Below are 25,160 nucleotides of genomic sequence, written 5' to 3'. Positions count from 1 at the left end.
TGGTGAGCCCCGACGCGGCGTGGGCCGGGCTGCGGTCCGGCCCACGCCGGCGGCGGGGCGAGTCGTCACCCGAAGAGCTGACATGGGGCGGGTGACCTGCCGGGACGGTCGTCGGAGCGGCTACAGATGGACGCCATGACAAGCCAACCGGCAGCGGCCACGACCACGCCCCAGCAGCCCGCGGCAGCCGATCCCGGCGCTCCACCGGGCGTCTACTGTCCGATCGAGCCGGCCGTCCATCCGCAGCGGGAGCGGATCGAGGAGCGGGCGCTCGCGTGGTGGGACCGCTTCCCGCTCCGCGCCGGGGGCCAGGAGCGGGCCAGGCTGGTCGGGACGCGGGCCGCGGAGCTCATGTGCCGCTTCGCCCCGCACGCCCAGGAGGAGCGGCTGCAGGTGCTGGCGCAGTGGGGGTACTGGGCGTTCCGGTTCGACGAGCAGGTCTGTGCCGCCCCGGAGGTGAACCACCGGCCGGCGGCCTTCCTGCCGCGCGCCGGCAACCTGCTGCAGGTCGCCGCCCACCCCCGGCAGGACGTCGCCGAGGACCGGTTCGCCGCCGCGCAGGGCGATCTCAGCCGCGGGCTGCGACGGCTGGGGGCCACCCCGACGCAACTGCGGCGCTGGGTCGAGGGGCACCGGGCCTGGTACTTCGCCGTCGCCGTGGAGATGAGCCGGCTCCAGAGCGGCGCCGTGCCGACGGTCAACGACTACCTGACGACCCGCCTGTACAGCACCGGGGCCAAACCGGTCACCGCCGTCCTGGACTTCCTGCACGGCCGGGAGCTGAGTGAGCACCAGTACAACGATCCGGCGGTGCGGGCCCTGACCGAGCTCACCTTCTTCATCGGCGCTCTGGACAACGACCTGCAGGCTCCGGGGCGGGAGGGGCGGCACGAGCAGCACGGCGTCGACATCCTCAGCGTCCTGCTCCACGAGGACGGCGGCAGCACGGCCGATGCGGTGCACAAGACCGTGGCGCTGCGCGACCGGGCCACCCTCCGCTTCCTCCAGCTGCGGCGGAAGGTGCTCCTGCGGGCGGGACCCGCACTGCGGCAGTACCTGACGTCGCTGGGCCACATGATCCGCGGCAACCTCGACTGGGGAGCCGGCACTCCCCGCTGCGCCCCCGTCGACGCCACGGCCGCCGCCGAAGGGACCGGCGCCGGCCGGCTCGCCGTCCTGACCGGCCGGCCGGGCCATGAGGAGGCCGAGCCCCTCCCCTACCCGGTCGCCCGGTGGTGGTGGGGGACGGAACTGGGCTGAGGACGGCTGCCGTTGCTGCGGAGGGCGGCCGGCCCGCGCTCGCGGCACGGGCCGCGGCGGCGGCGGACGTCGCCCGGTGAGGTGTCCTCAGCCCTGTCGCCCGGTGCCCGCCTCGTCCGTCCGGCCGGCCTGGCGGGCGGTGTGCAGGGCCCAGAGCACCAGGGGTACCTGGAGGGGCAGCCGGCCGTAGGCGAGGGTGCGCAGCGCCTTGGGGCGGTTGCGCCAGTCACGGGCCATCTTGACGTTGGCGGGGAAGACCGCGGTGTAGAGGCCGGCCGCGGCGAGCGCGCCCAGGCGGCGGGTGCGGGGGACGGCGACGGCAGCCGCCACGGCCAGCTCCGCGGCGCCGCTGAGGTGGGTCCAGGTCCGGGGCCGGCCGGGCAGGGCGCGGGGCACCAGGGCGTCGAACGGCTTCGGCGCGAGGAAGTGGAGTGTCCCCATCCCCGCCAGCATGCGGGCCATCGCTGCTGCGGACCTGTCGGTGGCTGCCACGGGCTGCTCCCCAGGGTGTGTCGGCGTCGGGCACCCGACCTTACCCGCGAGTCACTTCGGCGGTCACCAGCTTGCCGGACTCCTCGCCCAGGTGTGGGTCACGCCGCAGCAGCGCCGCGTACCGGCCGTCGAGGGCGAGGAGTTCCTCGTGGGTGCCGCGTTCGGCGATGCGCCCGGCGTCGAGCACCACGATCTGGTCGGCGTCGCGGACGGTGGAGAGCCGGTGGGCGATGGTGAGCGTGGTCCGGCCCCGGGAGAGGGCGTCGACGGCCTGCTGCACGGCGTACTCGGTGCGGGTGTCCAGTGCGCTGGTGGCCTCGTCCAGGACGAGCACCGGCGGGTCCCGCAGGATGGTGCGGGCCAGGGCCAGGCGCTGCTTCTCGCCGCCGGAGAAGCGGTGGCCGCGTTCGCCGACGAGGGTGTCGTAGCCGTCGGGCAGGGAGGCGATGTGGTCGTGGATCTGGGCGGCCCGCGCGGCGGCCTCGATCTCCTGCTCGGTGGCGTCCGGCTTGGCGAAGCGCAGGTTGTCGGCGACCGAGGCGTGGAAGAGGTAGGTCTCCTGGGAGACCAGGCCGACGGCGCGGGCCAGGGTGGCGAAGTCCAGCTCCCGCACGTCCACGCCGTCGAGGGTGACCCGGCCCGCGGTCACGTCGTACAGGCGGGGCACCAGGCTGCTGAGGGTGGACTTGCCGCTGCCGGTCGCGCCCACGACCGCGAGGCTGCTGCCGGCGGGGACCGTCAGGTCGATGTCCTGGAGCGTGGGGGCGGTGGCCGGTGCGCCGTCGGCGGGGCTGCCGTAGCTGAAGCAGACGCCCTCGAAGCGGATCTCGCCGCGGACGGCGGGCAGCGGGGTGGGGTGCTCGGGTTCGGTGAGGGTGACGGGCAGGTCGAGGTACTCGAAGACGCGGCCGAAGAGCGCCAGGGAGGTCTGCATCTGCACGCCGGTGGTCAGCAGCGAGACGGTCGGGCGCAGCAGGCCCTGCTGGAGGCTGACGAAGGCCACCAGGGTGCCCAGGGAGAAGGCAGGGCCGCCGAGTTGGAGGACGACGCCGGCAGCCCAGTAGACGGCGGCGGGCATCGCGGCCATGACAATGCCGATGGTGGCCATGCGCCAGCGGCCCGCCATGTTGGAGCGGACCTCCAGGTCCACGAGTGCCTCGGACTCCTTGGCGAAGTCCTCGGTCAGGGAGGCGGCGCGGCCCATGGTGCGGCCCAGCAGGATGCCGCTGACCGACAGCGACTCGGTGACCATCGCGGACAGGACGGCCATCTGCTTCTGGCGGCGTGTGGTGATCTTCTTGCGCTCGTTGCCGACGCGCCGGCTGATCCAGACGAACAGCGGCAGGAGGAGCAGGGAGGCGATGGTCAGCCGCCAGTCCAGCGCCACCATGGCCACGATGGTGGCGACCACCGAGGTCAGGTTCGAGACGAGCGAGGTGGCCGTGGAGGTGACGGTGGCCTGCATGCCGCCGATGTCGTTGGCGATGCGCGACTGGACCTCACCGGTGCGGGTCCGGGTGAAGAACTCCAGGGGCATGGACTGGAGCTTGGCGTAGACGGCGGTGCGCAGGTCGTGCATGACGCGCTGGCCGACGGTGGTGGAGATCAGCGTCTGGAGGACGCCGAAGACGCTGGTGGTGACGGCGGCTGCGATCATCCCGGCGGCCAGGAGGCTGAGCAGCCCCAGGTCGCGGTGGGGAATGGCGGTGTCCAGCACCGCGCGCAGCAGGAACGGGGAGGCCACCGAGACCAGCGAGGACGCGGCGACCAGCAGGCCGACCAGGGCGAGGCGGCCCCGGTAGGACCGGAAGAGGCGGAGGATGCGCCGCAGTTGCGGCGGCTGGCGTTCGTCCTTGGGCGGGGGCGTCCATCGGATGTCGTCGCGGGGCATGTGCTCCTTCGGGAGTGCGCGGGGTGGGGCAGGCGCGGCACCGGGGCGGTGCCGCGGGACGAGCGTAACCGATACTTACCTATACTCACAATGAACTTTGTCCTGATAACCTGTGGTCATGGCCACGCCCGACGTCACCACCGGCACCGACACTTACCTCGCCGACCAGCTGCTGCGCCTGACCCGGCAGCTCCACCGCGCCCAGCGGACCCGGCTGCGCCCCCTGGCGCTCACCCCGGCCCAGGGCCGGCTGCTGCGGACGGTGGACCGCTACGGCGACACCCCGCCGCGGATGACGGACCTCGCGGCGCGTCTGGAGGTGGTGCCCCGCGCCGTGACCACGCTGGTCGACGCCCTGGAGGAGAGCGGGAAGGTCAGCCGCCGGCCCGACCCGGCCAACCGGCGGGTGGTGCGCATCGTCCTGACCGAGGAGGGCCGGGCCGCCCTGAACGCCCTGCGGCAGGCCCGGCGCGACGCGGCGCAGGAGGTGCTGGAACCGCTGAGCGGGCCGCAGCGCGAGACGTTGGCCGGGATCCTGTCGGCCGTCGTGGGAGGGGAGACCGCGCTCGCCGGCCCCCCGTCGCACCACGAGCACGGCGACCGGACCGCCTGACCCCCTCCGGCCCCGGCTGCTGCACACTGGTGCGCACAACGGCGAGGTGCCACCCCCGCCGCCGCACGGCGTGAAGGGAAGACGATGGTCTGGCTCGACCCCGATCCGGGGGCACTGCGTCCCGACAGCACCGAGGGCCCCCTCCACGACCGGGTGGGGGACGAGCGGGCCGCCGGTTCACCCGAGGACCTGCGGCGGGACCTCGCGGCACTGCTGGGCCCCTCGAAGGTCCTGCACTCCCTCTCCGACCTGGTGCGCTACGCCTCCGATGCCAGCCCCTACCGGTTCGTGCCGCAGGTCGTGGTGGTTGCCGAGACGGTGGCGGACGTGGCCGCGGTCTTCGCCTACGCCCACTCCCACCACCGCAACCTCGTCTTCCGCTCGGCCGGCACCAGCCTGAACGGCCAGGCACAGGGCGAGGACATCCTCGTCGACGTCCGGCGCCACTGGTCCGGGGTGGAGGTACTGGCCGACGGCCGCCACGCCCGCATCGCCCCCGGCACCACCGTCGTCCGCGCCAACGCCACGCTCGCCCGGCACGGCCGCGTGCTGGGACCCGACCCGGCCAGCGCCATCGCCGCCACCCTGGGCGGGGTCGTCGCCAACAACGCCTCCGGCATGACGGCCGGCACCACCTGCAACTCCTATCGCATGATGGCCTCGGCAACGGTGGTGCTGCCCTCCGGCACGGTCGTGGACACCGCCGCGCCCGACGCCGACGCCCGCCTCGCGGCGGCCGAACCCGCCCTGTGCGCCGGCCTGCTGGAGCTGAAGGCCGAGATCGAGGCGGACCGGGAGTTCACCGACCGCATCCGCGCCAAGTACACGATCAAGAACACCAACGGCTACCGGCTGGACGCCTTCCTCGACGGCGAGACGCCGGTGCAGATCCTGCGCGGGCTGATGGTCGGCTCCCAGGGCACCCTGGGGTTCCTCGCCGAGACGGTCTTCGACACGCTGCCGCTGGACCGCCACACCTCCACCGCCCTGCTGTTCTTCCCCGACCTGCGGGCCGCGGCGGCGGCCGTCCCCGGCTTCAACGCGGCGCGGGCCACGGCGGTGGAGCTGATGGACGGCAACACGCTGCGGGCCTCGGTCAGCGTCGCGGGGGTACCCGCCGACTGGGCCGGGCTGCCGCGGGAGACCACCGCGCTGCTGGTGGAGTTCCGCGCCCCCGACGAGGCGACGCTGGCCGCGCACGAGACGGCGGCGCGCAAGGTGCTGGACGAGGTCGAACTGGTCGCGCCCGTCGCCTCGGTCACCAACTCCTTCACCCGGGACGCCCGGACGATCGCGGGCTACTGGAAGGCGCGCAAGGCGTTCGTGACGGCCGTCGGCGGCTCGCGGCCCTCGGGGACGACGCTGATCACCGAGGACTTCGCGGTGCCGCCCGCGCAGTTGGCCGACGCCTGTGCCGCGCTCCTGGAGCTCCAGGCCGAGCACGGCTTCGACGCCGCGGTCGCCGGCCACGCCGCCCACGGCAACCTGCACTTCCTGCTGGCCTTCGACGCGGCGCGCCCCGCGGACGTGGAGCGCTACGCGGCCTTCATGGACGCCTTCTGCCGGCTGGCCGTGGAGCGTTTCGACGGCTCGCTCAAGGCCGAGCACGCCACCGGCCGCAACATCGCGCCGTTCCTGGAGCTGGAGTGGGGAACCCGCGCCACGGAGCTGATGTGGCGCGTCAAGGCGCTGTTCGACCCCCGCGGCGTCCTCGCCCCCCGGGTGATGCTGGACCGCGACCCCAGGGCGCACCTGCGCGGGCTGAAGACCATTCCCGAGGTCGAGGCGATCGCCGACCCCTGCATCGAGTGCGGCTTCTGCGAACCCACCTGCCCCAGCAAGGACGTCACCACCACGCCCCGCCAACGCATCGTCCTGCGCCGGGAGATGATGCGCCAGGCACCCGACTCCCCCGTCACCGCGTCCCTGCTGGACTCCTACGGGTACGACGCCGTGGACACCTGTGCCGGGGACTCCACCTGCAAGCTGGCCTGTCCGGTGGGCATCGACACCGGAGCGATGATGAAGGACTTCCGCCACCGGCGCCACAGCCCGCGCGAGGAGCGGATCGCGGACCTCACGGCCCGGCGGTTCGGTGCCGTCGAGCGCGGGGCCCGGCTCGCGGTGGCCGCGGCGGAGCGGATCGGCGACGGGCTGCTGGCCTCGGCCACCGCGCGGGTGCGGGCGGCGGTCCGCCCCGACCTCGTCCCCGAGTGGCTGCCCGAGGTCCCGGGGGCTGCGGCGCGGCGCCTGCCGGTGACCGAACGGCCGGGGGCGCACGCCGTGTACTACCCGGCCTGCGTCAACCGCATCTTCGGTGAGCCGGAGCAGCACCGCGGGCCGACGCTGCCGGAGGCGGTCGTCGCCGTCTCGGCCCGCGCCGGCCGGCCGGTGTGGATCCCGCAGGACGTCACCGGCACCTGCTGCTCGACCATCTGGCACTCCAAGGGCTACGAGTCGGGCACCGCCACGATGGCCAACCGCATCGTCGAGGCCGCGTGGGGCTGGACGGCGGGCGGGCGGCTGCCCCTCGTCGTCGACGCCTCCTCCTGCACCCTGGGCATCGCGCAGGAGGTCCTGCCCTACCTCACCGAGGAGAACCGGGAGCTGCACGGGCAGTTGACGGTGGTGGACTCCCTGGTGTGGGCGGCCGAGGAACTGCTGCCCCGGCTGAGGGTGGAGCACCGCCTCGACTCGGCGGTGGTGCACCCCACCTGCTCGATGCGCCACCTGGGCGACGAGGAGCAGCTGCGGGTACTGGCGGCGGCGGTGGCGCGGGAGGTCGTGGTGCCCGAGGACGCGGGCTGCTGCGCCTTCGCCGGCGACCGGGGCATGCTGCACCGGGAGTTGACGGAGATCGCGAGCGCGCGGGAGGCCGCCGAGGTCACCTCGCGCCACTTCGACGCGCACCTGTCGGCCAACCGCATGTGCGAGATCGGCATGGACCACGCGACGGGCGGGCGCGGCTACCACTCGGCGCTGCTGGCCCTGGAGCGGGCGACGCGTCCGCAGTGAGGCCGCGGTGGGCGGCGCGGGCGGGCGGCGTCGCGCCGCCCGGCGCCCCGCGGCGTGCCCGTGCCCCGGACCGCGCCGCCTGCGGTGGGTCAGCGCACCGCGTACCCCGGGACCGAGGGCCAGCGCACCGTCAGGACCACCGACTCCTCCTCCGCGCACCAGGAGTGGTCGACTCCCCTGCCCCACACCACGTAGTCGCCCTGGCGGGCCAGGACCACGTCGCGGCCGGGGAGTTCGACGCGGAACCGGCCGCTGACGAGCACCAGCAGGGCGGTGCGTTCCTCGCCGCGCACCCACCGGGCCCGACGCTCGCCCCGAGGGTGCACGCCCCACTTGATCTCCAGGGCCGCACTGTGCCGCGGGTCGTCGGCGTCCTTGAAGTGACCGAGTATCCAACCGTGGTCCAGCGCGGCATCCTCGCCCGCGTTGCCGACGTACACGTCGGCGAGCGGGTCGCGGGGCGGGTCATGCTCCGTCATGCCGCCAGGTGGCCCTTGTCGCCCATCACCACGACGGGGTGCGCGGCGGGGTCGAGAGTGCCGAGCAGGGTGCGCAGGGCCGGCTTGGGCAGGCTCACGCAGCCGGAGGTGCCGCTCCCGTGGTCCAGGTGGAGCCAGATGCCGCCGCCCTTGGACTGCCCCAGCGGCCGGCCCGGGTCGAGCGGGGAGGTGCCGGGGGTGCGGTTGTAGTTGATGGCGACCACGTAGTCGAAGTCGTGGCGGGTGCTCTTGGCCCAGTAGGAGGGCGGGGTGAAGGCCGCCGAGTGGCTGTAGGGCAGCTTGGTGCCGGGGCTGGGCAGGACGCCGCCGGCGTCGGTGAGGCCGAAGACCCCGACCGGGCTGCGCTTGTCACCCTCGTGGTGGTCGGTGGTCCAGCCGCGCTTGCCGTTGTGGGCCGACCAGAGGTCCTTGCGGTCCCAGCCCTTGGCGCCCTTGACGTAGAGGGCGACGGTGGCGTCCGGGGAGTCGACGCCCTTGCCGTAGACGGCCACCACCTGCCGGGAGTCGGCGGGGATCTTCTTCTGCAGCGCGTCGACGTCCGGTACCTGGGCGAGGTGGGTGGTGGGTGCCGCCTGAGTGGCCCCGGCGGCCTTCGGCGAGGACGCGGCGGCCCCGCCCTTGTCGTGTCCGCCGCCGTCCCCGGTGCCGCAACCGGCCACCAGGGCCACGCCACCGACGAGGGCCGCCACCGTCCGCACCACACTGCCCGCAGTTCGCATGCCCCCATGCTCGCACCGCCGCCCGGCAACCGGGGCGTCAGGTCCCGGAACGGGAGATGCACGACATGCCCGCCCCCGAACCCGGCACGGAAAACCAGTTGAAAAGGTGGCGAATTTCACGCAAGGCTGTCCGACGCCCGCCCACCCCCGTCGCCGGAACCCGCTTCCCTGCCGCCCCGCAGCCGGCCTCGGCGGTACCCGCCCCGGCACGCGCCCGCGCCGGGCAGCCGGCCGCCCCCGCTCGGGGCGCGGCGCTCCCCCACCCCACCCGTCACACGACCTCTGGGACGTTCATGCAGATCCGCGATCTCCCCCATCCCGACCCGGGCGAACCCGACGTCCGCTCCGGCGGCCGGTTCCTGTGGTGGCTCTTCGGCCGCCAGTGGGGCGGCCAGGTGCGGGCCTTGCTGTGGGGGCTGCTGCACACCTGCGCCGTCGCCGCGCTGCCGCTGCCCGTCGGTGCCGCCGTGCAGGCGGCGGTCGACCGGTCGGCGCAGGACCTGCTGCGCGCGGGCGGCGTCATGCTCGCCCTCGGCACCGCGGTGGCCCTCGGCGACACCATGCTCCACCGGGCGGCGGTCACCAACTGGATCACCTCGGTGGCCCGGGTGCAGCAGCTGCTGGCGCGCCGCGCGGTGGAGTTGGGGGACGCCCTGACGCGGCAGGTGGCAGCCGGGGAGGTGGTGGCCGTCGGCACCGGTGACGTGGAGAAGATCGGCTGGTTCGTCGAGGCGCTCTCCCGCTTCACCGCGGCGGCCTGCGCGGGCGTGGGCGTCTGCGTGGCCCTGGTGGTCTACCAGCCGGCGCTGGGCGTCGTGGTGGCGGTCGGGGTGCCGGTCATGGCGCTGGTGGTGCTGCCGTTGCTGCCGCCCGCCACCCGGCGGGCCGACAAGCAGCGGGAGAAGGCCGGGCTCGCCACCGAGTTGGCCTCCGACACGGTGGCCGGGCTGCGGGTGCTGCGGGGCGTGGGCGGCGAACAGCTCTTCCTGCGCCGCTACCGGCACGCCTCCCAGGAGGTGCGGCACGCGGCGGTCCGCAGCGCCCGGATGTGGAGCCTGATCGCGGCGGTGCAGGTACTGCTGCCGGGCCTGCTGCTGACCGGGGTGGTGGCGATGGGCGTGGCGATGGTCGACGCGGGGCGGGTCCCCGTCGGGACCCTGGTGACGGTGTACAGCGCGGTGACCTTCCTGCTGCTGCCGCTGCGGCACCTGGAGGAGATCACCATGGCGTACTCCTTCTCCCGGCCCTCCGCGCGGCGCGCCGCCCGGGTGCTGGCTCTGCGGCGTCCCACCGGCGGCGCGGCCGCCCGTGGCGCGCTCCGCGGCGACCTGGTGGACCCGGTCAGCGGAGTGCGGGCGTGCGAGGGCGAGTTGACCGCGGTGGTCTGCGGCGACCCGGACACCGCGGGTGAACTGGCCGAGCGCTGGGGCGGCCATGCCGTCCGCGGCGCTGCCGGTGAACCGTCCGTCCTCCTCGGCGGGACCGCGCTGGACCAGGTGGACCGGGAGTCGGCCCGCACCGCGGTGCTCGTCCAGGACAAGGACCCGGTGCTGCTCTCCGGAACGCTCGGCGAACTCCTGGACGTGCCCTCGACCGGCAGAATCCCGGCGGCCGAGGCACTCGCCGCGGCGCAGTGCGAGGACGTCCTGGCGGCGCTGGCACGGGGGTCGGCGGACGCGGACGGGGACCCGCTCGCCGCCCACCTCACCGAACGCGGACGGTCCCTGTCCGGCGGGCAGCGCCAGCGCCTCGCCCTGGCGCGTTCGCTGGTGGCCGACCCGGAGGTGCTGGTCCTGGACGAGCCGACCAGCGCCGTCGACTCCCACACCGAGGCAGCGATCGCGGCCGGGCTGCGGAAGGTGCGGGCCGGCCGGACGACGCTGGTCCTCACCTCCAGTCCCCTGCTGCTGGACCGGGCGGACCGGGTGGTGTTCCTGCGCGAGGGCCGGGCCGAAGCCGCCGGCGACCACCACGAGCTGCTGCGTTCCTGCGCCGCCTACCGCGCCGTCGTCACCCGGGAGGTGACCGGGCCGGACCCGCGGCCCGGCGAGGGGGCCCCGGCCGGTGCCGCCCCGCACGCCCGCCCGCTCGACGCCGCCCTCGCCGGCGGCGAGTCCCTCGACCCGCTCGGAGAACTGTGATGCCCCACCCCGAAGCGCCCTCCCGGCAGCAGCGCCGCACGGCGCGCACCGCGTGGCCGCCCAGACCCGAGGAGAGTGACGCCGGCGCGTCGCGGACCGCCACGACGCTGCCCGTCGGCTCGCCGGCCACGGTCCGCACCTACGTCGGTGAGTTGCTGCGCCGGCACCGGCGGGCGTTCACCACGCTGGTGGGTGTCAACGCGGTCGCCGTGCTGGCGTCGATGGTGGGGCCCTGGCTGCTGGGCGGGCTGGTGACGGACCTGTCCGCCGGGGCCGACGTCCGGACCGGCCCGGTGCTGGCCTGGTTCCTGGCGGCGCTGGCCGTGCAGACGGTGTTCGTGCGGCTGGTGCGGTTGCGCGGCGCCGTGCTGGGTGAGCGGATGCTGGCGGACCTGCGGGAGGACTTCCTGGTACGGGCCGTCGCGCTGCCGCCGGGCGTCCTGGAGCGCGCCGGCACCGGCGACCTGCTCTCCCGGATCACCACCGACGTCGACCGGCTCGCCAACGCCATGCGGGAGGCGGTGCCGCAGCTGGCCATCGGCGTGGTGTGGGTGGCGCTGCTGGTCGCCGGACTCGTGGTGACCGCGCCGCCGCTGGCCCTGTCGGTCCTGGTGGCCCTGCCGGTGCTGCTGGTGGGCTGCCGCTGGTACTTCCGGCGGGCCCCGTCGGGCTACCGCTCCGAGGCCGCCGGGTACGCGGCGGTCGCCGCCACCCTCACCGAGACGGTCGACGCGGGCCGCACCGTCGAGGCGCACCGGCTCGGCGCGCGCCGGGTGGCACTCACCGACGCGCGGGTGGGGCGGTGGACGCGCTGGGAGGCGTACACCCTGGCGCTGCGCTCGGTGCTCTTCCCCGTCGTCAACGTCTCGCACCTGCTGGTCCTGGGGGCGGTGCTGATGCTGGGCGGCTGGTTCACGCTGCGGGGCTGGGTGAGCGCCGGCGAGCTGACGACGGGGGCGCTGCTGGCCCAGATGATGGTGGAGCCGGTGGGCCTGATCCTGCGCTGGTACGACGAGCTGCAGGTCGCCCAGGTCTCGCTGGCCCGGCTCGTGGGCGTGCGGGAGGTGGAAGCGGTGGCCGCCGACGACGGGCGGGAGCCCGAGGGCCGGGACGTCGACGCGCACGGCGTGCGGTTCGGCTACCGCAGCGGGGTGGACGTGCTGCACGAGGTGACCTTGCGGGTCCGGCCGGGGACACGGCTGGCGCTGGTGGGGCCCTCGGGGGCGGGGAAGTCGACGCTGGGCCGGCTGCTGGCCGGGATCTACGCCCCGCGTACCGGCGAGGTGCTGCTGGGCGGGGCGCACCTGTCCCGGATGGGGGCCGAGCGGGTGCGGCGGCACGTGGCGCTGGTCAACCAGGAGCACCACGTCTTCGTCGGCACGCTCCGCGACAACCTGCTGCTGGCGCGGGAGGACGCGGCCGAGGAGCAGTTGTGGGCGGCGATGGGGGCCACCGGCGCGGACGGCTGGGCGCGGGCGCTGCCGGCGGGCCTGGACACGGCGGTCGGTTCCGGCGGACACGCCCTCACCCCGGCGCAGGCGCAGCAGGTGGCGCTGGCCCGGCTGGTGCTGGCCGACCCGCACACGCTGGTGCTGGACGAGGCGACCTCGCTGCTGGACCCGCGGGCCGCCCGCGACCTGGAGCGGTCGCTGGGCCGGGTGCTGGCCGGGCGCACGGTGGTGGCCATCGCCCACCGGCTGCACACCGCGCACGACGCCGACCTGATCGCGGTGGTCGAGGACGGCCGCATCAGCGAGCTGGGGCCGCACGAGGAGCTGGTGGGGCGCGGCGGGGCGTACGCGGCGCTGTGGCGGTCCTGGCACGGCTGAGCGGGGCGGGGCCGGAGGTGGTGGCGGGGCGTCCTGGTCGCCTCCCGCTCCCGGCGGACGGAACGGTCCGCCGGGAGCGGGAGGCGCCAGCCCGGGCCCGGGCCCGCGCGTCAGAGGATGCCGAGCGCTGCGACCGCGCCGATGCCGCCGGCGATCATGAACGCCGGCATCAGGACCTTGTTCTCCACCCAGCTGCCGGCCCGGAACCGCATCGGCTTGGGCGTGCTCACCGGGTACCAGCGCTTGCGGCCGACGGGGATGGGCCACAGGATCGGGCAGCCGGAGATGGTGATCGCGTCGCCCACGTCGTGGACCAGGGCGCCCAGGACGACGGGCAGGCCGAGCCAGAGGTACTGCTGGCCGGGTTCGGCGAAGAGCCAGTGGGCGCCGTTGCCGGGCTGGTCCATGATGCCGGCGACGATCCAGGCCGTCGCGGCGCCCAGCAGCCAGACCAGGACGTCGCTGGAGACCCGGGCGGCCCGCCACAGCAGCCCCTCGATGGCCAGCACCATGTGGACGAAGAGGATGCCGAGCACCGCCCACCGGCCGCCGAGCACCGCGAGCAGCGACACGCCGCCGCCGACCAGCACGGCCCACAGCCAGGTGTGGGTGAGGGTGCGGTGGCCGCCCGAGCGGCGGGAGCCGTCGCCCTTCATCCTGGTGGCCTTGTAGACGGAGTGCGAGAGCCGGTCGATGATCTCGCACAGGCCGCGGGAGATGGGCCCGAAGGCGCGGGATATCGTCGCCGCCTTGTGGTCGAGGTCGGGGGCGAGCGCCGCGCCGGCGCAGATCAGGCTCCCGGTGACGAGGACCGGCCAGGGCATCGGGTGGCCGAGCCCGGAGGCGGCGGCCCCCACCCCCAGCCACGCCGCGGCTCCGGACAGCGAGTGCGCCGGTCCCATCATGTGTGCTCCCCCACCCTCTGGTGTTCGTGCGGCCGGCCGCACGAGGGGCCGGCCGGCGGCGACCGCGGTCGTCCCCGGCGTCCCCCTGGGCGGACGGTCCTGCTGCGGGCGCGCACTCCGCGCGCCGGTGGCCGCCGGGCCGCCCGCACGCGCTTCACCGGGGGCCCGGTCGGCCACACAGCGTAGCGTCAGATGATCTCGGTCCGACGGCCGGTTCCCGGTCGGGCGGCACGGGAGGGCAGTATGGGGGCGTGACCCTCATCGATCATCTTCCGGACAGCGCCGACCCCGACGCCCTCTTCGAGGCCTTCTCGACCTGGGCCGAGCAGCAGGGCATCTCGCTCTACCCTGCGCAGGAGGAGGCGTTGATCGAGGTGGTCTCGGGTGCCAACGTCATCCTCTCCACCCCGACCGGCTCCGGGAAGAGCCTGGTGGCGGCGGGCGCGCACTTCGCCGCGCTGGCGGCCGACAAGGTCACCTTCTACACCGCTCCGATCAAGGCGCTGGTCTCGGAGAAGTTCTTCGACCTGTGCAAGCTCTTCGGCACCGAGAACGTCGGCATGCTGACCGGTGACGCGTCCGTCAACGCCGACGCCCCGGTCATCTGCTGCACCGCGGAGGTGCTCGCCTCCATCGCGCTGCGCGACGGCCGGGCGGCCGACGTGGGCCAGGTGGTGATGGACGAGTTCCACTTCTACGCCGAGCCGGACCGCGGCTGGGCCTGGCAGATCCCGTTGCTGGAGCTGCCGCAGGCCCAGTTCCTGCTGATGTCGGCGACGCTGGGGGACGTCTCGCGGTTCGAGGAGGACCTCACGCGCCGCACCGGGCAGCCGACCTCCGTGGTCCGCTCGGCGAGCCGGCCCGTGCCGCTGTCCTACGAGTACCGCACGACCCCGATGACCGAGACGCTGACCGAGCTCCTGGAGACGCACCAGGCGCCGGTCTACATCGTCCACTTCACGCAGGCCGCGGCGGTGGAGCGGGCCCAGGCGCTGATGAGCATCAACATGTGCACCCGGGAGGAGAAGGACCGCATCGCCGAGCTGATCGGCAACTTCCGCTTCACCACGAAGTTCGGCCGCAACCTCTCGCGCTACGTGCGGCACGGCATCGGCGTGCACCACGCGGGCATGCTGCCCAAGTACCGGCGGCTGGTGGAGAAGCTGGCGCAGGCGGGGCTGCTGAAGGTGATCTGCGGGACGGACACGCTGGGTGTGGGCGTGAACGTACCGATCCGCACGGTGCTGTTCACGGCGCTCACCAAGTACGACGGGACGCGGGTGCGCACCCTGCGGGCCCGGGAGTTCCACCAGATCGCCGGGCGCGCGGGGCGGGCCGGGTTCGACACCGCGGGGCTGGTCGTCGCGCAGGCCCCTGAGCACGTCATCGAGAACGAGAAGGCGCTGTCCAAGGCGGGCGACGACCCGAAGAAGCGCCGCAAGGTGGTACGCAAGAAGGCTCCCGAGGGGTTCGTCAGCTGGGGCCAGAACACCTTCGAGAAGCTGATCGCCGCCGACCCGGAGCCGCTCACCTCCCGCTTCCGGGTCACCCACGCCATGCTGCTGTCGGTGATCGCCCGGCCCGGCAACGCCTTCGAGGCGATGCGGCGGCTGCTGGAGGACAACCACGAGCCGCGGCGCAACCAGCTCCGGCACATCCGCCGCGCGATCGCCATCTACCGTTCGCTGCTGGACGGCGGCATCGTGGAGCAGCTCGACGAGCCCGACGCGGAGGGCCGCACCATCCGGCTGACCGTCGACCTCCAGCAGGACTTCGCCCTCAACCAGCCGCTGTCGACGTTCGCGCTGGCCGCCTTCGACCTGCTGGACCCGCAGTCGCCCTCGTACGCGCTGGACATGGTCTCGGTGGTGGAGTCGACGCTGGACGACCCGCGCCAGATCCTGGCGGCGCAGCAGAACAAGGCACGCGGTGAGGCCGTGGCACAGATGAAGGCGGACGGCGTCGAGTACGAGGAGCGCATGGAGCGCCTCATGGACGTCGAGTACCCCAAGCCGCTGGAGGAGCTGCTCAGTCACGCCTACGGCCTGTACCGGCGCAGCCACCCGTGGGTCGGCGACCACCCGCTCTCCCCCAAGTCGGTCATCCGCGACATGTACGAGCGCGCCATGACCTTCACGGAGTTCACCTCCTTCTACGAGCTGGCGCGCACCGAGGGCATCGTGCTGCGCTACCTGGCAAGCGCGTACAAGGCGCTGGACCACACCGTGCCGGACGACCTGAAGTCGGAGGACTTCCAGGACATCGTGGCCTGGCTCGGCGAGATGGTCCGCCAGGTCGACTCCAGCCTGCTGGACGAGTGGGAGCAGCTCGCCAACCCGGAGGAGGAGAGCGCCGAGGAGGCCGCCGAGCGTGCGGACCAGGTCAAGCCGGTCACCGCCAACGTGCGGGCGTTCCGGGTGCTGGTGCGCAACGCCATGTTCCGGCGGGTGGAGCTGGCGGCGCTGGACAAGGTCGAGGAACTGGGCGAGCTGGACGCCGAGTCAGGCTGGGACGCGGACGCCTGGGGCGAGGCGATGGACGCCTACTGGGACGAGTACGACGACCTCGGAACCGGCCCGGACGCTCGCGGGCCCCGGCTGCTGCGCATCGAGGAGGAGCCTGCGAACGGGCTGTGGCGGGTGCGGCAGACCTTCGCCGACCCGGCGGGCGACCACGACTGGGGCATTTCGGCGGAGGTCGACCTCACCGCCTCGGACGAGGAGGGGCGGGCGGTCGTCAAGGTCACCGACGTCGGGCACCTCTGACGTCCCGCGTCACGGCCGGAAGACGGCCGGTGAGGGCCGTCGGCGGTGGCGGCGGGGGTGGCAGGTGAGGGACAATCAGGCACCGGTGCCCATGGGCGCGGCCCCTGGCCCGCTGCCGCGGGCCTGCGGTGCCGTCCGTCCCGGTCCGCGCCGCCCCGAACCGGGCCGCAGGGCCGGCGGTGGGCGCCGGCCACCGGGCCGGGCACCGGGGAGCGCCACGCGCACACGACACGGGGAGGCCGTATGCACAGTGCCAGCAAGGGGATCGCGAAGGTGGAGTTCGCGCTGCGGTGGGACCCCGGTCCGCGCGACGCCCCGCCGCACGACCTGGACGTCGTCGCGGCCACCTATCTCGGGGACGCTCCGCAGGGCGCACCTGACTACGTCGTCCACTTCGACAGCCGGTCGCCGGACGGGACCATCAACCTCAACCGCGACAGCCACGACGGCCAGGGCTTCGGCTACGACGAGGTGATGACGCTGGAGCTGGACCGGCTCGCTCCCCGCTACGGCAGGGTGGTCGTCGGCGTGGTGATCCAGCAGCGGGCGGGCCGGCTGACGTTCGGCGAGGTGGCGCAGCCCGGGGTGCGGGTCCGGGAGGAGTACACCGACCTGGTGGTGGAGGACTTCGCGGGGGTCGCGGGCAGCACGGCGGCCACCGTGGTGGAGTTCCTGCGCGACGAGGCGGGCGAGTGGCGGCTGCTGCCGGCCCTGCGCGGTTACGACGTCGACCCCGCGGACTTCCCTGGGGTCATGGGCGGCCCGGCGAGCTGAGGCGGCGGACCGCCGGGCCGGGGGCTTCGCGCCGACGGCCGGCGGGCGGGCATCCCGGCTCGCCGGTCCGGCGGCGGCAGCTTGACTCTCCCGGCGCCGCCGGCGGCTTGGCCCGCCGGTCGCTCAGGTGGGTCGCAGCACCGCCGTGGCGATCTCCAGGAAGTCGCACACCAGCTGCCGGCGCCGGTCGGCCAGGACGACCAGGCAGGTCTCGATCCCCTGGGCGTCCGTCACCGGCAGGTGCACCAGGTCCGGGCGGGAGTAGGAGCGCGCGACGCTCTGCGGGACGAGGGCGATGCCGTATCCGGAGGCGATGAGTTCGAACTTCTCCTCCAGTGAGGACGTCCGCCTCGTCGGGGTGTCGAGTACCGGCTCCCCGTCGAGGTCGGCGAGGGTCAGCTCGCCGCGGCCGGCCAGTGGGTGCGTCGAGGGCATGCAGGCGACCCTGGGGTCGTGGCCGACGGGGACGGTGTGCAGCCCCGAGGCGTCGAACGGCTGGCGCAGGTAACCGACCTGGGCCCGCCGTCCCGGAGCGGCGCGTCCCGCTCCCACCAGTACGTGGGCACGACGTCGGTCTCCACGTCCGGGTGGCTCGAGGCGAACGCCCGGATCGCGTCCGCCACGTGCAGCCCGGGAGAGAAGGCGACCGCGAGCCGTTGGACGCCGCGGTCGGTGTCGTGCACGCGCCGCACCGCCGTGGCGACGGCCGTGAGAATGCCCTGCGCCTCCTCGTAGAGCTGCTTCCCGGCGGGGGTCAGCTCCACGCTGCGCGTGGTGCGTTCGAGCAGGGTGCACTCCAACTCCCGCTCCAGCGCCTTGATCTGGCGACTGAGAACGGGCTGCGCGATGAAGAGCTGTTCCGCCGCCCGGCCGAAGTGCCGGCGCTCGGCCACCGCGACGAAATAGCGGAGCTTGCGCAGATCGAGATCCATACCCGCAAGGTATCAATTGCCGGAAAGGGTATGGGACGTCACCGCCGGAACGGCCGGAGACTCGGGGACATGATCCTCATCACCACTCCCACCGGCCAGATCGGCAGCCGGCTGCTGAACATCCTGCTCGACGGAACCAGCGCGCCTGACGAGGAGTTGCGCGTCGTCGTGCGCGACCCCGGGAAGCTTCCCGAGACGGTCCGGGCCCGCGTCGACGTGGTCACCGGTTCGCACGGCGAGGCCGCGACCATCGACCGGGCCTGCGCCGGTGCGGACGCCGTCTTCTGGGTGGTCCCGCCGGGCCGGGGGGCACCCAGCCTGGACGCCGCCTACTCCGGGTTCACCGGCCCCGCCGCCAAAGCTTTCGCGGCCCACTCGGTCGGACATGTCGTCGGCGTCTCGGCGCTCGGCCGCGGCACACCCGTCGCCGGACGCGCCGGACTGGTCACGGCTTCGCTGGCCATGGACGACCTCATCGCGGGCACCGGCGTGGCCTACCGGGCGCTCGCCAACCCGTACTTCATGGACAACCTGCTCCGCCAGGTGGCCTCGATCCGCGACCACGGCGTCTTCACCGACACCGTCATCGCCGACCGCAAGGCGCCGGCGGCCTCCACCGGGGACATCGCCGCGGCCGCCGCCTCTCTGCTGCTCGACCGCTCGTGGACGGGGACGGGCGAGGTCCCGGTGCTGGGCCCCGAGGACCTCTCGCCCGACGACATGGCGGGCGTCATGTCCGAGGTGCTGGGGCGCCCGGTCCGCTACGAGCGGCAGTCGCTGGAGGACTTCCGCGCCGTCCTGACCGGACACGGTGTCGGGGACGCTTTCGTCGAGGGGTACGTGGACATGATGCGCGCCAAGGACGAGGGCCTCGACGCCGGCGTGCAGCGCACCCCGCACAACGCGAGTCCGACGACCTTCCGCCGATGGTGCGAAGAGGTCCTGAAGCCGGCGGTGCAGGCGTGAGCCGGAGGACCGCCCTGGTCGTCGGAGCGTCCCGGACCCTCGGGCTCGGCCTCGCCACCGAGCTCGCCCGCCGCGGCTGAAACGTCGTCGGAACCGTCCGGGGCAGCGGCCGCACCGGTCTGCACGACCTGTCCGAGGTGTCCGGGGGCCGGGTCGAGGTCGAGTCGCTGGACATGACGCAGCCGGACCAGGTCGCCGCGCTGCGCGCCCGCCTGGCGGAGCGCACCCTCGACCTGCTCGTCGTCAACGCGGCCGTCACCAGCTACGCCGCCCGGTACGCGGACGACGCGCACACGCTGCTGCTCCTGTGCCCCGGCCACGTCCGTACCGGACTCGGCGGGCCGGACGCACCGCTGACCGTCGAGGAGTCCGTACCCGGCGTGGTGGACACCATCGAACGGCACAGCGGCGAACCGGGGCTGCGGTTCCTCAGCCACCAGGGCCAGACCGTGCCCTGGTAGCGGCGCGCCGCACCGCGCGGGCCCGTGCCCCCCGGGCCGGCGCACGTTAGTGTCCCGGCAGGCTACCGGCGCTGGTTCCGCCGGTTCGGCACCGTCCGGGCAACGAGGAGACGCCGTGCAGAAGATCACCCCCTTCCTCTGGTTCGACACCGAGGCCGAGGAGGCCGCGGAGTTCTACACCGGGATCTTCGAGGAGAGCCGGATCGTGGAGGTGGCCCGGTACGGGGAGGCCGGCCCGGGACCCGCCGGGTCGGTCATGACGGTGACGTTCGAGCTGGCCGGGCAGCGCCATGTCGCTTTGAACGGGGGCCCGCAGTTCGTCTTCACCGAGGCCCTCTCGCTCTCGGTGGACTGCGCGGACCAGGCGGAGGTCGACTACTTCTGGACGCGGTTGTCCGAGGGCGGCCAGGAGGGGCCCTGCGGCTGGCTGAAGGACAGGTACGGGCTGTCCTGGCAGGTGGTGCCCCGGGTGCTGCCGCGTCTGATGGCCGACCCCGACCCGGAGCGCGCGGCGCGGGTGACCCGGGCCATGCTGGCGATGGGCAAGCTCGACGTGGCGCGCCTGGAGGCCGCGTACGAGGGGTGAGGGCCCGGCTCTGGACGGGCCTGGCCGGTCAGCCGAGCGGGTCCGCCAGGCGCCAGCCCCGGGCCAGCAGGCGGTCGACCTCCGCGAGCGCCTGCTCCAGCCGGGCCCGCCGGTCGCCCCGCACCTCCACCCAGGGCACCCCGGAGGCGGCCAGCACCGAGCGGAAGCGGTCGGTCATCCACGGCCGCAGGTGCTCGCCGTCGCGCAGGCCGTCGTCCTCGAAGGGCACGTCCTGGTGGCCGGTGAGCAGGTAGAGCGCGCGCGGCGGCTGTTCCGCCGCGGCCTCGGCGACCTCGGGGGTGGTGCGGCCCCGGTAGCGTTCCTGCCAGACGGTGGTGGCCAGGACGTCGGTGTCGCAGACCAGGACGGGGCCGCCGGAGCGCGCGGCCTCCTCCTCCGCCTCGCTCTGGCGGCGGCACACCAGCCGGAAGTCAGCATCGCTCCACTCCACTGCGGCGAGGTCCGGTGCGGGGCACTCCGCGGGGGCGAGGCCGCGGGCGACGGCCAGCTTCGCCACCGTCAGCTCCCTGCCGTACTCGGGCACCCAGCGGGTCAGCGCGTGGGCGCCGCCCCGGCCGCGGAGGGCGGTGGCGAGGTCGCGGGCGAGGGTGGTGGTGCCCGTCGACTCGGCGCCGACCACCACCACCCGGCGGGCCAGCCAGGCGCGCACCGGTGGCTCCACGGCGTCCCAGTGGGTGACGGGGTCGGCGCGTACCGCGGTGCCGGAGACGGCGAAGACGCTCCGTGCGGTGTCGAGGGTGACGGCGGTGGCCCCGAAGCGGCGCGCCAGCTCCCGACCGTAGGGCTCGGAGGTGAACACCGCGTCGACCGCCGGCGCCGGGCCGCAACCGGTCAGGGCGGTGCGCATGAGGGCGACGTGACCGCGCCAGGCGTCCTCGTCCTCGTAGTCGACGGGCAGGTCGTCGACGACGCCGGCGACCACCACGTGGGGGTCGGCGGCCCACCGCTCGCGCAGCCAGGAGACCCGGGCGGCCAGCGGTATCGACTCCTGCTGCGCGGCCATCACGACCACGGTGACCCGCTCGCAGGCGTCGGCGGCGGCGCGGACGAGGAAGTGGTGGCCGGCGTGCGGCGGGTAGAACTTGCCGATCACCAGCCCGTGGACGAGGCGGTCCGTCATGCCGTGGCCTCCGTGGCCGCAGGGGTGACCGGGGCGGGGATCCGGCGCCAGTCGCGCAGTCCCACCAGGCACATCACCAGCAGCAGGGCGTAGACCAGCGCCGTCAGGTCCAGCCCCCGCACCAGGTAGAGGGGGACGTAGACCACGTCGGCGGCGATCCAGAGGTACCAGTTCTCCTGGAGCTTGGCGTTCAGCAGCCACTGGGCGGCGAGCGAGAGGGCCGTGGTCAGCGCGTCCCAGAAGGGCGCGGCGTCGCCGGCCGCTGTCAGGGTCGCGGTGAGCACGGCCGTGGCGGGCACCAGCAGCGCGAGCAGCCACGCCAGTTGACGGGGCGAGGCCCGCCCCACCCGGCGCTCCCCGCCCTCCCCGCCGTGACGCCACTGCCACCAGCCGGCGGCGGCCAGGGCGAGGTAGACGACCTGGAGAGCGGCGTCGGCGTAGAGGCGGGTGCTCCAGAACAGCACCAGGAAGAAGAGGTTGTTGGCGATGCCGACGGGGAAGTTCCACACCGTCGCCCGCACGCACAGCCACACGCAGGCGCCGGCGGTGACGAACCCCGCGAGCTCCGCCCAGCTGACGGCGTCCTGCCCGAGGGTGAACAGCGGATGGTTGAGCGCGGCCAGCGCGCGATCGAAAGCCTCCGGCACGGACATCCCGGCCCCTCCCCCTTATTGTCGACCTGACGATATAGGGGAAGGGTGTCCGGCACAACGGGTTACCGCTGGTCGCCACGGGCGGCCGGCGGGCGGGGTCACCCCTCGGAGCGGGGCGGCTGCCCGGTGCGGGCGCGGTGGTCGGCCAGCAGGCGGCGGTACCAGTGGTAGCTGTCCTTGGGGGTGCGTCGCTGGGTGGCGTAGTCGACGTGGACCACGCCGAACCGCTTGCGGTAGCCGTGCCCCCACTCGAAGTTGTCCAGCAGCGACCAGAGGTAGTAGCCGCGCACGTCGACCCCCTGGTCCACGGCGCGCGCCAGAGCGTGCAGGTGGTCGTGGAGGTAGGCGACCCGGTCCGCGTCGTGCACGGTCCCGTCCTCCCCCACGGCGTCCTCCTCGGCGGACCCGTTCTCGGTGATCACCAGCGGGGGCAGGCCGGGGTAGCGGCGGTCGAGGTCGAGGAGGAGGTCGGTGAAGGTCTCCGGGGCGACGGGCCAGCCCATGGTGGTGCGGCGCACCCCCGCCATGCCGACCTCTCTGACGCCGATGTCGGCGGCGGTGCGGCGGTGCGGGTCCGGCTCCTCGTGCGGTGCGTCGGCCATGACCAGGGGCCGGTAGTAGTTGACGCCCGCGAAGTCCAGGGGCGCGCCGATGACTTCGAGGTCGCCCTCGCGGCGGTAGGAGCCGTCGGCCAGCGGCCCCCAGGTCTCCGCCTCGTGCTCCGGGTAGCGCCCGGCGAACAGCGGGTCGAGCCAGACGTCGTTGTGGAGGGTGCGGGCCCGGCGCACCGCGGCGGCGTCGGCGGGCGAGTCGGTGGCCGGCAGCAGGTGGTCGGGGTTGAGCGTGATACCCACCTCCTTCGCCCCGGTCCCGCGCAGCGCCGCGACGGCCAGGCCGTGGCCGAGGAGGAGGTGGTGGGCGACGGCCAGCGCGGGCCGGCCCTCCCGCGTGCCCGGGGCGTGGCGGCCGACGGCGTGGCCCACGAAGGCGGTGCAGAAGGGCTCGTTGAGGGTGATCCAGCGGGGCACCCGGTCGCCGAGCCGCCGGGCGACGTGGTCGGCGTACTCGGCGAACCGGTGCGCGGTGTCCCGGGAGCGCCAGCCGCCCCGGTCCTCCAGCGCCTGCGGCAGGTCCCAGTGGTAGAGGGTGGCGGCGGGGCTGATGCCGGCGGCCAGCAGTTCGTCCACCAGGCGGTCGTAGAAGTCCAGTCCGGCGGGGTTGACCGCACCCGAACCCTGCGGCTGCACCCGGGGCCAGGCCACCGAGAACCGGTAGCTGTCGACGCCCAGTTCGCGCAGGAGCCCGACGTCCTCGCGGTAGCGGTGGTAGTGGTCGCAGGCGACGTCGCCGCTGTCGCCGTCGGCGACCCGGCCCTCCTGGCGGCAGAAGGTGTCCCAGATCGAGGGGGCTCGGCCGTCCTCGTCGTGGGCGCCCTCGATCTGGTAGGCGGCAGTGGCCGCGCCGAAGGTGAAGCCGGCGGGGAACCGGGGCAGGTGGCCGGCCGGGCCGTTGACGGGCCCTCCGGCGGACGCGGGCTGCTGGGGGGTGGGGGCCATGGCGTGTCCCTTTCCAGGTCCGGGCCGGCGGCCGGGTCCTGCGCACGCCGGCCGGGGTCGGCAGCGCAGGGGTGAGCGCCGGCCCGTCCGGGCGCGAACCGGGGGCGGGCGGCGGCCGAGCGCGACGAAAGCGGTTTCGTCGCGACGGTAGGAGGCGGGGGACGCCCCAGTCAACGGGGCGTCGGGCAACGGATGGTGCGGGAGGGGCGTCGGCCCTCCCACATTCCGGTGGCCCACCCCGGGCCGGCGGTGCCGGCGCGGGGCCCGGGGAGCACTCCTTCGCGACGGGGCGTCAGGTCTGCGGTGCGGTGGCCCCGTCGAGCCCGGGGCCCGCGGCGGGGCCCGGCCGGACGCCCGGCGCACGCCGGCGGACCAGCGGCACCAGCACGATCGCCGCCGCCCCCAGCACCGCGGCGACCGCGAAGGTGGTGAAACCCAGTCCCGCGTTGCCGCCGGTGAGCACCGCGCCGCCGAGCCAGGGGCCGACGACGGCACCCACCCGTCCGACGCCGGTGATCCACCCCAGGCCGGTGGCGCGCTGGGCGGGCGAGTACACGCCCGGCGCAGCGGCGTAGACCATGGCCTGCGCCGAGAAGAGCCACACACCGGTGACGAAGATGAGGCCGTAGGCGACCGCGAGCGGCAGGCTCGCGCGAAGCAGCAGCGCGCCGCAGGCGGTGAGGAGGAACCACAGGGCGGAGACACGGACGGCCCCGAACCGGTCGGAGGCCCGTCCGGCCACCAGCATCCCGACGATGCCGCCGGCGTTGATGACCATGAGGAAGGCCACGGAGGAGGAGAGGGAGTAGCCGGAGGCGCGCATGAGTTCCGGCAGCCAGGTGGAGACCCCGTACACCAGGAGGAGGCCGGCGAAGGACGCCACCCACAGCAGCGGGGTGGCCAGGCGCAGTCCGGGTGCGAACAGGGAGGCCACCGCGGACAGGCGGCTGCGGGCGCCGGCCTCGGGGGCGACCGCGGCCACCGGTTCGAGGAGCCGGTAGCGGTGCGCCACCGCCGCAGCCTCGGCCGGGCGCCCCTTGGCCAGCAGGACCCCGGGCGACTCGGGCAGCCACTTCAGCAGCAGGGGGACGGCGACGACCGCCGGCAGGACCCCGGCCCAGAACACCCAGCGCCAGCCGTGTTCGGGGGCGACGGTGAGGCCGATGCCGGTGGCCGCCATCCCGCCCGCGTGGTAGGAGGTCATCATCAGGCCGGTGGCCAGCGCCGCACTCCGCGGCGGGGCGAACTCGGCGACGACGGCCAGGCCGAGGGGCATCAGGCCGCCGAGGCCCAGGCCCGCCAGGAAGCGCCCGGCGCCCAGCACGGCGGCGTCGGGTGCGAGGGCGCAGACCGCCGATCCCACGGAGAAGAGCAGCACGCTGCCGGCGACCATGGGCCGCCGTCCGAGCCAGTCGGTGAGGGTGCCGCAGGCCAGTGCGCCGACCAGCATGCCGAAGGTGGTCCAGCTCCCCACGGTGCCGGCCATGGCCGGTGTGAAGCCCAGCCCGGGGTCGTCCAGCAGATGCGGCATGACGGTGCCGTAGACGTTGACGTCCATGCCGTCGAAGAACACCGCCAGCCAGCACAGGGCGATGACGGGGGCGACGGTGCGGAACGAGCGTCCGGGGACCGTCGGGGCGGGGGGACTCGGTGGGGTCACGGACAGCCTCACTCCGTTGTGAGGAGCGCCGGCGGGCGGGGACGGTGCGGCGGCACCGTCGGCCGCGGACCCGACAGCAGCTCTCGTTCGCATAGTGAACTAACGTTCGCTTCGTGTCCGAGGAGTGTGCTGCCGGGGCGTCGCGCTGTCAACGGTCAGGAGTGCCGCTCCCGGGAGCACCGGACATCAGGGCGGGAGCACAGGGCGGCCGCGGGGACAGTGGTGAGCAGGCCCGTCCGCCGCGGCAACCGCACGGCCCGGGCGCGGCAGAAGCGGAGGCCCGGAGGACGGGCCTCCGGGG

The 25,160-nt window shown here is 74.4% G+C and carries 18 protein-coding genes and 2 pseudogenes; 10 read left to right on the top strand and 10 right to left on the bottom strand.

The features are described from left to right. Nucleotides 1-135: 135 nt before the first annotated feature. Complete coding sequence (locus ACFV3R_RS17115) at nucleotides 136-1,260, top strand: hypothetical protein (RefSeq protein WP_385582653.1); 1,125 nt, start codon at nucleotides 136-138, stop codon at nucleotides 1,258-1,260. Between the two features lie 87 nt (nucleotides 1,261-1,347). Here ACFV3R_RS17115 and ACFV3R_RS17110 read toward each other — a convergent pair whose 3' ends face one another. Together ACFV3R_RS17110 and ACFV3R_RS17105 are read right to left on the bottom strand one after the other, a co-directional pair. Then, complete coding sequence (locus tag ACFV3R_RS17110; RefSeq protein ID WP_385582650.1) at nucleotides 1,348-1,752, bottom strand: hypothetical protein; 405 nt, start codon at nucleotides 1,750-1,752, stop codon at nucleotides 1,348-1,350. A gap of 40 nt (nucleotides 1,753-1,792) precedes the next feature. After that, entirely contained in the window at nucleotides 1,793-3,643 is a 1,851-nt protein-coding gene (locus ACFV3R_RS17105; protein ID WP_385582646.1) for an ABC transporter ATP-binding protein, read from the bottom strand. 118 nt (nucleotides 3,644-3,761) lie between these two features. Between ACFV3R_RS17105 and ACFV3R_RS17100 the strand changes: the two genes are divergently transcribed. Next, entirely contained in the window at nucleotides 3,762-4,256 is a 495-nt protein-coding gene (locus ACFV3R_RS17100; RefSeq protein ID WP_385582642.1) for a MarR family winged helix-turn-helix transcriptional regulator, read from the top strand. Nucleotides 4,257-4,340: 84 nt separating this feature from the next. Beyond that, entirely contained in the window at nucleotides 4,341-7,271 is a 2,931-nt protein-coding gene (locus tag ACFV3R_RS17095) for an FAD-binding and (Fe-S)-binding domain-containing protein (protein ID WP_385582639.1), read from the top strand. A gap of 89 nt (nucleotides 7,272-7,360) precedes the next feature. On the opposite strand, the gene ACFV3R_RS17090 is transcribed toward ACFV3R_RS17095, so the two are convergent. Together ACFV3R_RS17090 and ACFV3R_RS17085 are read right to left on the bottom strand one after the other, a co-directional pair. Then, nucleotides 7,361-7,750 carry a signal peptidase I gene (locus tag ACFV3R_RS17090; protein ID WP_385582636.1) on the bottom strand — a complete coding sequence of 130 codons (390 nt, stop codon included), beginning with the start codon at nucleotides 7,748-7,750 and terminating at the stop codon, nucleotides 7,361-7,363. Further along, complete coding sequence (locus tag ACFV3R_RS17085) at nucleotides 7,747-8,490, bottom strand: L,D-transpeptidase family protein (RefSeq protein ID WP_385582634.1); 744 nt, start codon at nucleotides 8,488-8,490, stop codon at nucleotides 7,747-7,749. Before ACFV3R_RS17085 ends, ACFV3R_RS17090 begins: the two co-directional genes overlap by 4 nt. 293 nt (nucleotides 8,491-8,783) lie before the next feature. On the opposite strand from ACFV3R_RS17085, the gene ACFV3R_RS17080 reads away from it, so the two are divergent. Next, on the top strand, nucleotides 8,784-10,631 hold the full coding sequence (locus tag ACFV3R_RS17080; RefSeq protein WP_385582630.1) for an ABC transporter transmembrane domain-containing protein: 1,848 nt from the start codon (nucleotides 8,784-8,786) through the stop codon (nucleotides 10,629-10,631). Next, nucleotides 10,631-12,460: an ABC transporter ATP-binding protein gene (locus ACFV3R_RS17075; RefSeq protein ID WP_385582627.1), complete on the top strand. Its 1,830-nt coding sequence runs from the start codon at nucleotides 10,631-10,633 to the stop codon at nucleotides 12,458-12,460. Before ACFV3R_RS17080 ends, ACFV3R_RS17075 begins: the two co-directional genes overlap by 1 nt. 110 nt (nucleotides 12,461-12,570) lie before the next feature. On the opposite strand, the gene ACFV3R_RS17070 is transcribed toward ACFV3R_RS17075, so the two are convergent. After that, nucleotides 12,571-13,365 (bottom strand): metal-dependent hydrolase, encoded by a 795-nt coding sequence (locus ACFV3R_RS17070; RefSeq protein ID WP_385582624.1) that lies wholly within the window; start codon nucleotides 13,363-13,365, stop codon nucleotides 12,571-12,573. Nucleotides 13,366-13,616: 251 nt separating this feature from the next. Between ACFV3R_RS17070 and ACFV3R_RS17065 the strand changes: the two genes are divergently transcribed. After that, entirely contained in the window at nucleotides 13,617-16,130 is a 2,514-nt protein-coding gene (locus ACFV3R_RS17065) for a DEAD/DEAH box helicase (protein WP_385582620.1), read from the top strand. A gap of 243 nt (nucleotides 16,131-16,373) precedes the next feature. Then, on the top strand, nucleotides 16,374-16,904 hold the full coding sequence (locus tag ACFV3R_RS17060; RefSeq protein WP_385582617.1) for a TerD family protein: 531 nt from the start codon (nucleotides 16,374-16,376) through the stop codon (nucleotides 16,902-16,904). 123 nt (nucleotides 16,905-17,027) lie between these two features. Here ACFV3R_RS17060 and ACFV3R_RS17055 read toward each other — a convergent pair. Continuing rightward, nucleotides 17,028-17,836, bottom strand: a pseudogene (locus ACFV3R_RS17055) (LysR family transcriptional regulator). Nucleotides 17,837-17,905: 69 nt separating this feature from the next. Between ACFV3R_RS17055 and ACFV3R_RS17050 the strand changes: the two are divergent. The 3 genes and pseudogenes from ACFV3R_RS17050 (at nucleotide 17,906) to ACFV3R_RS17040 (ending at nucleotide 19,849) form a co-directional block, all read left to right on the top strand. Continuing rightward, nucleotides 17,906-18,802 carry an NAD(P)H-binding protein gene (locus tag ACFV3R_RS17050; protein WP_385582615.1) on the top strand — a complete coding sequence of 299 codons (897 nt, stop codon included), beginning with the start codon at nucleotides 17,906-17,908 and terminating at the stop codon, nucleotides 18,800-18,802. Continuing rightward, a pseudogene (locus tag ACFV3R_RS17045) lies at nucleotides 18,763-19,263 on the top strand (SDR family NAD(P)-dependent oxidoreductase). Before ACFV3R_RS17050 ends, ACFV3R_RS17045 begins: the two are co-directional and overlap by 40 nt. Nucleotides 19,264-19,378: 115 nt before the next feature. Beyond that, nucleotides 19,379-19,849, top strand: a complete 471-nt coding sequence (locus ACFV3R_RS17040; protein ID WP_385582612.1) for a VOC family protein — start codon at nucleotides 19,379-19,381, stop codon at nucleotides 19,847-19,849. Between the two features lie 28 nt (nucleotides 19,850-19,877). Here ACFV3R_RS17040 and ACFV3R_RS17035 read toward each other — a convergent pair whose 3' ends face one another. The 4 genes from ACFV3R_RS17035 to ACFV3R_RS17020 all read right to left on the bottom strand — a co-directional run bounded on the left by ACFV3R_RS17035 (nucleotide 19,878) and on the right by ACFV3R_RS17020 (nucleotide 24,859). Next, entirely contained in the window at nucleotides 19,878-20,990 is a 1,113-nt protein-coding gene (locus ACFV3R_RS17035) for an AAA family ATPase (protein WP_385582609.1), read from the bottom strand. Next, a complete protein-coding gene (gene pnuC, locus ACFV3R_RS17030; RefSeq protein WP_385582606.1) occupies nucleotides 20,987-21,643 on the bottom strand; it encodes a nicotinamide riboside transporter PnuC in 657 nt (218 codons plus the stop codon). Before pnuC ends, ACFV3R_RS17035 begins: the two co-directional genes overlap by 4 nt. 98 nt (nucleotides 21,644-21,741) lie before the next feature. Beyond that, the gene (locus ACFV3R_RS17025) at nucleotides 21,742-23,199 is read right to left on the bottom strand and encodes a GH1 family beta-glucosidase (protein ID WP_385582603.1); all 1,458 of its coding nucleotides are present in this window, start codon (nucleotides 23,197-23,199) and stop codon (nucleotides 21,742-21,744) included. Between the two features lie 292 nt (nucleotides 23,200-23,491). Continuing rightward, on the bottom strand, nucleotides 23,492-24,859 hold the full coding sequence (locus tag ACFV3R_RS17020) for an MFS transporter (RefSeq protein ID WP_385582600.1): 1,368 nt from the start codon (nucleotides 24,857-24,859) through the stop codon (nucleotides 23,492-23,494). Between the last annotated feature and the right edge of the window lie 301 nt (nucleotides 24,860-25,160).

The sequence above is a fragment of the Streptomyces sp. NPDC059740 genome (assembly GCF_042733155.1).
Taxonomy (GTDB): Bacteria; Actinomycetota; Actinomycetes; order Streptomycetales; family Streptomycetaceae; genus Streptomyces.
The sequence above is the reverse complement of the archived record's forward strand: the minus strand, read 5'-3'. Positions and strand labels throughout refer to the sequence as shown.